The following is a 10,000-nucleotide window of genomic DNA, read 5'->3' on the forward strand; positions in this document are numbered from 1 at the left end:
AAAAACAGCCATTGCTCCTATCATAATAAATCGATTTGGAGCTGGTTTTGATTGCTCAATTATGGCAAAAATTCCGACTGCAGCAAACATCAAAATGTATAAAAATTGCTTCATAATTTTTTCTTTAAAATACAATTTTCAAAAGTAGTCTTTTAAAAGTCAACAAAAAAAGTCAATCTCATTTTTAATAAAAAAGTCCTGTTAAAATTTAAAATTATTAACGCGTTAAAATTAATAACAACTCATTAACAAATCGTTTACAACACTTATTTTGAGTTTGGCACAGCAATTGGAAATACCTAATCAAGCAACAAGTTTTAGAAACGAGTTTTAAAATTGAGTTGCTAAATTTTTAAATTGTTGTATCATGAAAAAAATTACACTTTTAGTAGTAGCCAGTATCCTTCTGGTAGGGAACATGGCTTTAGCGTCAGAAAATCCTGTTTTTTCTGACAACACAAACAGAAGAGGATATTACATCGATTATAGAGATGCAGAGCCAATTATCTTCAGAGAACGCGGAATTGAGTTTATGTTGTTTCCAAATGGAGAATTCGACTTCAACACAAGACCATCAGGACCTAGATACGCTGTAAACGGTACAAATGGAGCTCCTGGAACAAGAGGTTATTATGGAACTTCTGAAAGAGGAATCCGTGTTGAGCATGATAACTTTGGTAGAGTAAGACGCGTAGGAAATGTATACATCAACTACGACGCTTTTGGAAGAGTAAAACGCATTGGAACCATCTACATGAGCTATAACAGCTTTGCAGTAACTAGAGTTGGGAATATGAGAATTATGTACGACAGAAGAGGAAGAATTGTAGATGTATATGGTTTTATCAACTATGCAAACAGCGGATATGTTTACAACCCAAGAGGAGAGCATTATTCTGGAGGAAATGGTGGTTATGTCTACGATGACGATTATGATGATGATTACGAAAGTGACGATGACTATTACTACTACAAAAAAGATGGCTCTAAAGCAAAAATGACAAATGATGACGTAAAAGAAATCAAAAGAGAAACTTTAGAAATGAAAAAAGATAAATAATAATTGGTTGGTTAGTTTGTTTTTAAATCCTGTGGATTCTGGGAAGATGAAGCAGGATTTTTTGTATTCAAGTGCAAGAACAAATACAAAAATCAAGTTCAAAAAATTACCTATCTGAACTTTTAGACACCTAGAATCACAGGTTTGGCTAATGAATATAGACGTTTTACTTTACAAAGTAAACATAGAAAACAAAACTTAAATGACTTATATGTTTAAAAACTTAGCGTCTTTGCCAGCTATTATTTTTTGAATATTCTCTTGAAAACAGAGTTCATCACAAAATTGATATCTGAAGAAACCTTAAAATAATAACTCAATCCTAAATAGAAAATGGTTACTAAAATCGATTTCAAGACAATATTTACAAAAGGATGAAAGCTAAAATCCCAGTAATAGAATACTCCAAAACTCACTAATGCTAAAAATAATGCTACTACCGTATTTTTAGTAAACGGAAATAAATTCATTTTAAGCACAACAAACAGCAATTTGGCTAAACTATACATTCCAATAGTAATTAATGTAGCTAAAGCAGCCCCATTAATCCCATACATGGGAATAAAAACAAAATTCAATCCAACAACAACAAAAACTAATAAAACTCCTAGAAACAAAACCATTTTGTAATATTTCGAATTAAAAATAATAGAATTATTATTTCCTAAAACAACATCAAAATATTTAGATAGTCCGATAGTAAATACTACAAATAAACCTTGATCATAACCCTCATCTGGCAAAATTTCATATAATTGTTTGATATTGACTAATATTCCAACATATATCAATCCACCTATTACTTGAAGGGTTAATGAGGATTTTTTATATAACTGATTTAACTCTTCCCACTTGTTTTCACTCATCAATTTAGCTGTAATTGGGTACGTAATTTGATGCATTGCTCGCTGCGGAACCGAAATAACCATAGCCAAATAAACCGCTAAGGAGTAAAATGCAATATTTTCAATTTTTAAAAATTGATTAATCATGTATTTATCAATATCCAAAAGCATATTCGCGACACTTGCCGATAAAATTATAAATATGGTAAAAACAAAAATTTGCTTTGTTTGTTTTGGTAATTTCTTATTCAGTTGAATTCTTTTAATTTTATTAGCATAATAAATAATGACCAACAAACTAATCCCATAAATTATCACTAAAGAATGAACAAATTCTGGAAGCGAAATCCATTTAAAATAAACCGCAAAAAGCGAAATGGTAACCAAAACACGAACAAAGACTTCTTTGACAAATGAACCAAAAACAGATTTCATGTGAGCTCTTAACCAAGCATAAAAAATCTCAAAATAACCTATAAACAAAGCTATCAGTGGAATTTCCCATACATAATCGTAAACTATTGTATTTTTTGAAGATTCGTATAAGGCAATATTATCATAGAAATAATAGAACAAACAAAAGAAAGGAATAATAACAAACAAAGGCAGTAATAGCATGTAAGTAAAATACCTACTCAAATCTTCCTCCGTTTTATTGTTTTCATTAAAAAATTTAATTAGTGTATTTTGAATTCCAAAAGATAAAATTGGATATAAAATATTTGCTGCTGAAAAAATATAATTTGTTAACCCTAAATACTCTTTTCCTAAAAAAACAGGATACATATACATTACGTTAATCGCACCAATTCCAAAACCAACAAAAGTAATGATCGTGTTTTTTATTGATTGTTTAATGACAATTCCCATATTCTTAGTGAATAGTAATTAGTGATTAGTGATAAGCAGTTTGACTAACTTTTCAGTTAATGATTTTCTGCTGTATTGTTGTAAACCTACTGGATATACTTTTAAATTATTTTGTTGAAACTGCTCGAAACAGGTCAGAATTTGCGCTTTTAATGCTTCTAATTCGTCATATTTGAAGAAAGTTCCCGTATTGGTTTCTTTTATGATTTGGGCAAAATCTGCATTTTCTGGTCCGATGGCGATAATTGGTCGCTCAGAAACCATATATTCAAATAATTTTCCAGGAATGATACATTTGGTTTCTTCTGAGTCAATTTCGATAAGTAATAACACTTGCGAACTTCTTTGTTCGATTATCGCTTCATCGTGTGGCAAATAGCCCAAATGATTCACATATTTTTCTAACTTAAATTCTTTAATTGCTTGAAGCACCTCAGCACTCACCGCTCCTATCAATTTTAATTGGAATTGTTTTTTGAATTCTGGATTTTCTTTGGTCAATTCTTTCAACGCTTTCCATAAAATTCTTGGATTTCTTGCCGATAAAAATGAACCAATGTGTGCCAAAGTGAATTTTTCATCTAAAGGTTTTTTATTCACTTTTTCCACATCATAACCATTTGTAATGACTTCAATTGGTTTTGAAGTAATGGCTTCAAATTCGGTTTTTGTAGTTGGAGACGTTACTAAAAGTCGGTCACAAGTCGTCATGACTTCTTCCTCCAAATCTTTATGCTTTTTAGCTGCCCAAGAACTTAGTTTTAATTGTTTGTGATAACCAATTGTAGTCCAAGGATCACGAAAATCGGCCAACCAAGTAATATTGAGTTCTTTTTTCAATTGCAAACCAATCAAATGCAAACTATGAGGCGGACCAGTGGTAATTACCGTATCGATTTGATGCTCTTGAAGATATTGTTTCAAGAATTTAACCGAAGGTTTCACCCAAAATACTCTTGCATCGGGAATAAAAACGTTACCACGAATCCAAAGCATTGCTTTTTCTACAAACGATTGCTTTTTTTGATTCGGAATAATTCCGGAACTGATTTTTTTGGTCTTATTTTTTGAAAAAACTGAAGCCAATCCGTAAGGTTCAAAAATCGGTTGTTTGATAATAATTGCTTTATCTGAAACTTCACTCAATAATTTCTCATCAAGCAACGGATACGTTGGGTTTTCAGGAATATAAACGTGAGGTTCTATATTAAAATCAGGTAAATATTTGACAAATTTCAACCAACGCTGAACACCTGGACCTCCTGCTGGTGGCCAGTAATACGATATAATGAGTATTTTTTTTGTTGGTTTCAATGTCAAGTTCAATTACAAATTCAAGTTCAAAAATCAAAAATTGTTAATCATCAATCTTAAATCTTCTTTTTTCTCTCCAAATAAACTCCTGCTCCTATCAATAAAAGCATTCCAATAGAACTGATTAGGGCTATTGTACTTCCTGTTTTTACCACTTCTGGTTCAAATTTGAATTCTATGGTGTGTTTTCCTGCTGGAATTTGTAATGCTCTTAAAACATAGTTTGCTCTTATTACTGAACGTTTTTCCCCATCTATGTAAGCATTCCAACCTTTTTCATAATACATCTCCGAGAAAATCGCTAATCCTTCATTTGTATTGTTAGAAGTATATTTTAAATGATTTGGTTTGTAATTCACTAATTTAATTTGTGCTAACGAATCAACAACATAATTTTTTTTGAAATCTGGTTTAAAAAATGGCCCAAAATCAGGATTATTAATTATTGCATGCTTTTTTGTATTTAAAGTATCTAGAGCCTTTATTTCTTCATCTGCTGACTTCGCAAATTTAAATTCCTCCACAAACCATGCATTTCCATTAGCAAAAGGATTAGCAACAGGAACGTCGCCATTACCAGTAGGAACAATTACATATTTTACATTTAGCATATCCAAAACCGGATTGCTTTTTGTAAAACTATAAGTTTGCATATCTATTGAACTTGCTAATTTTTCGATGTTTTTCTCAATGTTATATTCAAATAACTGGTCAACTCTTCTAGGACGCACAGCGCTATAACCTCCAACCGCTTTATGGAAGTAAGACGTTCTTCCTTGCAATCTTCCTTGAATTTCGTATACTCTGTAATTTGAAGTATCTTGTAAAATATGTTTATCAGCATCGGTAGGCTCAAAAGGCATATCTACTTCGCGAGCACTTCTAAATTGACTTGGATTGTTATTCAAATAACGTTTATCGACCATAAATAAATCGGAAACCATAAAGAATCCAACCAATACAACAGCTGTAGTTTGTGCCAATTTGTTTTGGATATACAACCATAAAACAATCGCTACAGCTAACATGAATAAACCTGAACGCATTAAATCGCTAGTATAGAAATTCATTCTATCTTCTTTTAAGGCATTTATAAAATTGATTCCGAATGATTTATCTTGGCTTTCACCAAACATTTGCATCAATTGTTGGTCGATTGGAGCTGAAAAATTAAAGAATCCTTTAGCCAAGTATAAAACAACTACTAATCCTAAACTAGTCGCAGCCGCTTTCCATAAACTGGTCCATTGTATTTCTTTTTCCGAAGTAAAAAACGATTGAAGTCCCATAATTGCTAACACTGGAAAACATAGTTCCAATACTACTTGAATAGAAGAAACCGCACGGAATTTATCATACAAAGGCACGAAATCAACAAAGAATCTCGTCAAAGCATCAAAATTTTTACCCCATGAAAGCAATAAAGAAAGAATGGCTCCAGCTAGAAATAAATATTTAACTTTTCGCTTATCGTGATACAATCCTAAAACCGCTAAGAAAAACACAATTGCTCCAATATAAGCTGGCGCTTCTACAATTGGCTGTTCTCCCCAATATGTTTTTCCGTAATATTGAACCGTTTGTAAGGCTTCTGGTGGTGTAGCGCCATAATTCAATAAAAACTCATATAATGCTGATTTTTCATCTAATTCTTCTCCATTTCCACCTCCAAAAAGACGTGGTGCAATTAAGTTAAAACTTTCCGTAACACCATAACTATATTCCGTTATGTATTCATACTTCATGGATGAATCTTCGGTGTTTTTGGAACCATCTGCGTTAAACGTTAATTCGCTTTTTCCACGGATACTGTGATTGGCATATTCTGACGTTGCCATCAAATTGGTTGCATTGGCTCCGATGGCTAAAATTCCTGCGATAGCAAATACTCCAATAATTTTTCCTAATTCTTTAAATTCCTTATTCTTAATTGCAATTACTACATAATACACTCCGATTATCGCTAATAAGAGTAATAAGTAATACGTCATTTGGAAGTGATTCGCATTAATTTCTAATGCTGCTCCTACCATAGTAAGCAAACCTCCAATTATATATTTTCGTTGGAAAACCAATAAAACTCCGGCAACTACCATTGGCATATAAGCGATGGCGTGTGCTTTAGCATTGTGTCCAACTCCTAAAATAATAATCAAATACGTTGAAAATCCAAATGCCAGCGCTCCAAAAAACGCTTTTAACGGATCTACTTTTAACACCATCAACAACACATAAAACCCTAAGAAATAAAGGAATAAATAATCCGCTGGGCGAGGTAAAAATCGTAACCCATCATCTATCATTCCAATAACATCATTTGGATATTTAGCACCTAATTGATACGTTGGCATTCCTCCAAAAGCACTATTTGTCCAATACGGCTCTTCACCCGTTTCATTTCTAAAATCATTTTGTTCTTTAGCCATTCCGGTATATTGAACAATATCGGATTGGAAAATTTTATTTCCTTGTAAAACTGGGTAAAAATAAATTAGGGAAACCAAAATAAACCCTACTAAAACCAATAAATGAGGATATAATGCTTTGATATTTTTCATGTGTAGTAAATAATGAATATAAGGCGCTAAAGTAATTAAAAAAAGGATATTGTTAAAATATCCTTTGGAGTAATCTTGTTAAACTAACAATTATTTCACTTCTTCGTAATCAATGTATTCACCCACTTCTTTTTTAGGTTTTGGGGCTGGAGCACTTGCTTGAGAAGTTCTATTTTGTTGTTCTTGTTGTTGTCTGTACTGTTCCTGCATTTGTTCTTGCATTTTATTTACTGCCTTTTGCATTAAAATTGGAGCAAAAATTCGCATTAAAAACTTAAACAAATAATAAAACAGAATGATGTAAAATAACGTTTTAATCAATCCTGTAAGTGAAGCCATTTCCATGCTAATAAAATTTAAAATTCAAAAATACAGATATTGGTTGGGAAAACTTCAAATTTGTTTCTTAAAATTATGATAAAATAACTATTTTTGGAGATAAATCTTTTTCTATGAAATCTATTCAAGTACTTTTTATTTTAATCTTCGGGATTACTTCACAAATTACATTTGGCCAATTTACGGATGAAATTAATTCTAATCGTCCAGGAAAATCGATGATGGCTTATGCTGTTGGTAAAAAAATCATTCAAACCGAAACGGGCGTAACTTATGTTTCAGAAGATCACGATCTTTTAGAATATCAAGCAAAAGGATTTATCGGAGAATTAGCCATTCGATATGGTGTTTGGAAAGAAGAATTAGAAGTTATTGCTGACATTCAATATCAGAGCGATAAACTTACCGTTGGTAATTTTGAAGAGAAAAGAAACGGTTTCAAACAATTGACATTAGGAGCGAAATATTTAATCTACGATCCATTTAAAAACTATGTAGAAAAAGAAAACATCTACAGTTGGAAAGCTAACAAAAAATTCAAATGGAGACAATTTATTCCGGCTTTTTCAATGTATGCTGGAGCAAATTTCAATGTTGGCGATACTCCTTTTAATTATGCTCCGGCAGATATAAAAGAGCCTAGCTTTAGTCCAAAAGTAACAGCAATTGCTCAAAATCATTTTGGAGGCAGATGGGTTTTAGTGACGAACTTAACTTACGATAAAATAGGGACCGATTTTGCTTCTATCAACTATATTTTAACATTAACCAGAGGTTTCAATGCAAAATGGTCGGGATTTATTGAAAATCAAGGCTATATGGGTGATTATTACAGCGACGGTGTTTTCAGAATTGGAGCTGCCTTTTTGTTTGACAAAAACATGCAAGTTGATGCTTCATTAGGAAAAAACCTTAAAGATACTCCTGGTTTATTAAATGCCGGAATTGGTTTTTCATGGCGTTTTGCAGATAATTATGAAGAAGTTCAAATGGCAAAACCCGGTACAGAAACTAAAACCGACAAAAAAATGAAGAAAAAAGGTGAAAAAGAAGCGAAGAAAAGAAAAGATGCAGTAGAATAAAATGATAACAATTAAAGAAGCCCTTACCAAAAAAGAAATGAAAGATTACGTTATGTTTTCTTTCGAATTGTATAAAAATAACCCATATTGGATTCCGCCAATAATTGCAGAAGAATTAGAAACTTTTGACAAAACAAAAAATCCAGTGTTAAAAACTGCTGAAGCTCATTTTTATTTGGCTTATAAAGACAATCAAATTGTAGGTAAAATTGCAGCGATAATTAATTGGGAAGAAGTTAATCTATTAGAAAAAAGAAAAGTCCGTTTTGGTTGGTTTGATGTTATTGATGATATCGAAGTAACGAAAGCGCTTTTAAATAAAGTAGAAGAATTAGGCAGAAAACACAACATGGATCACATGGAAGGTCCAATGGGTTTCTCTAACCTAGATAAAGTTGGTGTATTATCTGAAGGTTTTGACCAATTGGGAAACATGATTACTTGGTACAGTTTACCTTATTATATCACTCACTTTGAACAACTCGGATTAGTTAAAGAAAAAGAATACATTGAAAGTAATTTTTCTTTCAGCAATATTAATCCTGAACCTTTTCAAAAAGCTAGCGAGTTAATTAAAAAAAGATATGAATTACGTTGCTTAAATTTCACAAAAACAAAAGACATTATGCCTTATGTGGATAAAATGTTTGATTTGTTTAACGAAACTTATTCTAAACTACAATCATTTGTACCAATCAATGATATTCAAAAAGAATATTTCAAAAAAAAATATATTGGTTTTATCAATCCCGAATTTATTAAATTCATAATGGATAAGTACGACAATATGGTTGCATTTGCAATTGTAATGCCTGGTTTTGCTCAAGCACTTAAAAAAGCAAACGGAAAACTTTTCCCTTTTGGTTTTTATCATTTGTTACAAGCACGTAAACATTCAAAAGAAGTTGTTTTCTATTTAATTGGTGTTACACCTGAATATCAAAGTAAAGGTGTTACAGCTATTGTTTTTGATGAATACTATAAAGTGTGTCAAGCAAAAGGAATTGAGACTTGCATCAGAACTCCAGAATTAGAAGAAAATCATGCCATTCATAATTTATGGAAACATTTTAATTCTAAAATCAATAAGAGAAGAAGAACATATAAAAAGGAATTATTATAAAACAAAAAAGGGATTCAAATTGAATCCCTTTTTTATATGTATTTATTTATAAAGGCTTACTCTACATTTTGAACACTTGCTTCTGCAATTTTAGCATACGTTCCGTTTACTAATTTTTCACGAATAGCTTCAAAAGCTGCTAAAGTTTCAGCAATATCTTCTAAAGTATGTGAAGCAGTAGGAATCATTCTTAATAAGATAATTCCTTTTGGAATTACAGGATATACAACAATAGAAAGGAAAATTCCGTAGTTTTCACGTAAGTCATTTACCATAACCATCGCTTCTGGAATAGAACCTTCTAAATATACTGGTGTAATACAAGTATTTGTATCACCAATATTGAATCCTCTTTCTTTTAATCCGTTTTGTAATGCATTTACGTTTACCCATAATTTATCTTTAATTTCAGATGAATTACGTAATAACTCTAAACGTTTTAATGAACCAATAGTTTGAATCATTGGCAACGCTTTTGCAAACATTTGAGAACGTAAATTGTATTTTAAATAATCGATAATATCTTTATCTGCTGCAACGAATGCACCAATGTTAGCCATTGATTTTGCAAAAGTTGAGAAATACACATCAATTCCATCTTGACAACCTTGCTCTTCTCCTGCTCCAGCACCCGTTTTACCTAATGTACCAAAACCATGTGCATCGTCAACTAATAAACGGAAATTGTATTTTTCTTTCATTGCTACAATTTCTTTCAATTTACCTTGTTGTCCTCGCATTCCGAAAACACCTTCAGTAATGAATAAGATTCCACCTCCTGTTTCCGTAGCCATTTTAGTAGCACGTTG

Annotated in this window: 8 protein-coding genes; 3 read left to right on the forward strand and 5 right to left on the reverse strand. The window is 31.7% G+C overall.

The genetic code is table 11. The features are described from left to right. Positions 1-367: 367 nt before the first annotated feature. A complete protein-coding gene (locus LDL23_RS11025; protein WP_291265749.1) occupies positions 368-1,060 on the forward strand; it encodes a hypothetical protein in 693 nt (230 codons plus the stop codon). A gap of 242 nt (positions 1,061-1,302) precedes the next feature. Here the strand turns inward: LDL23_RS11025 and LDL23_RS11030 are convergent, their stop codons facing one another. From LDL23_RS11030 to LDL23_RS11045, 4 genes are all read right to left on the reverse strand, one after another. Then, positions 1,303-2,775 carry a lipopolysaccharide biosynthesis protein gene (locus LDL23_RS11030; RefSeq protein ID WP_291265750.1) on the reverse strand — a complete coding sequence of 491 codons (1,473 nt, stop codon included), beginning with the start codon at positions 2,773-2,775 and terminating at the stop codon, positions 1,303-1,305. Positions 2,776-2,793: 18 nt separating this feature from the next. Continuing rightward, complete coding sequence (locus tag LDL23_RS11035; protein WP_291265751.1) at positions 2,794-4,089, reverse strand: glycosyltransferase family 4 protein; 1,296 nt, start codon at positions 4,087-4,089, stop codon at positions 2,794-2,796. A gap of 56 nt (positions 4,090-4,145) precedes the next feature. After that, on the reverse strand, positions 4,146-6,647 hold the full coding sequence (locus LDL23_RS11040) for a YfhO family protein (protein WP_291265752.1): 2,502 nt from the start codon (positions 6,645-6,647) through the stop codon (positions 4,146-4,148). A gap of 90 nt (positions 6,648-6,737) precedes the next feature. Beyond that, the gene (locus LDL23_RS11045) at positions 6,738-6,992 is read right to left on the reverse strand and encodes a DUF4834 domain-containing protein (protein ID WP_291265753.1); all 255 of its coding nucleotides are present in this window, start codon (positions 6,990-6,992) and stop codon (positions 6,738-6,740) included. Between the two features lie 107 nt (positions 6,993-7,099). On the opposite strand from LDL23_RS11045, the gene LDL23_RS11050 reads away from it, so the two are divergent. Together LDL23_RS11050 and LDL23_RS11055 are read left to right on the forward strand one after the other, a co-directional pair. Continuing rightward, positions 7,100-8,068, forward strand: coding sequence for a transporter (locus LDL23_RS11050; RefSeq protein ID WP_291265754.1), 969 nt, complete (start codon positions 7,100-7,102; stop codon positions 8,066-8,068). Position 8,069: 1 nt separating this feature from the next. Then, a complete protein-coding gene (locus LDL23_RS11055; protein WP_291265755.1) occupies positions 8,070-9,191 on the forward strand; it encodes a GTP cyclohydrolase in 1,122 nt (373 codons plus the stop codon). 56 nt (positions 9,192-9,247) lie between these two features. On the opposite strand, the gene LDL23_RS11060 is transcribed toward LDL23_RS11055, so the two are convergent. Next, positions 9,248-10,000 (reverse strand): aminotransferase class I/II-fold pyridoxal phosphate-dependent enzyme (locus LDL23_RS11060; RefSeq protein ID WP_291265756.1); only part of this gene is annotated, 753 nt, incomplete at its 5' end.

It is taken from the genome of Flavobacterium sp. (assembly GCF_020217025.1).
GTDB lineage: Bacteria > Bacteroidota > Bacteroidia > Flavobacteriales > Flavobacteriaceae > Flavobacterium.

Excerpts from the sequence above, each read along its gene's own strand:
- LDL23_RS11025 (WP_291265749.1), top strand. The coding sequence starts at position 368 with ATGAAAAAAATTACACTTTTAGTAGTAGCCAGTATCCTTCTGGTAGGG.
- LDL23_RS11050 (WP_291265754.1), top strand. The coding sequence starts at position 7,100 with ATGAAATCTATTCAAGTACTTTTTATTTTAATCTTCGGGATTACTTCA.
- LDL23_RS11040 (WP_291265752.1), bottom strand. The coding sequence starts at position 6,647 with ATGAAAAATATCAAAGCATTATATCCTCATTTATTGGTTTTAGTAGGG.
- LDL23_RS11030 (WP_291265750.1), bottom strand. The coding sequence starts at position 2,775 with ATGGGAATTGTCATTAAACAATCAATAAAAAACACGATCATTACTTTT.
- LDL23_RS11055 (WP_291265755.1), top strand. The coding sequence starts at position 8,070 with ATGATAACAATTAAAGAAGCCCTTACCAAAAAAGAAATGAAAGATTAC.
- LDL23_RS11045 (WP_291265753.1), bottom strand. The coding sequence starts at position 6,992 with ATGGAAATGGCTTCACTTACAGGATTGATTAAAACGTTATTTTACATC.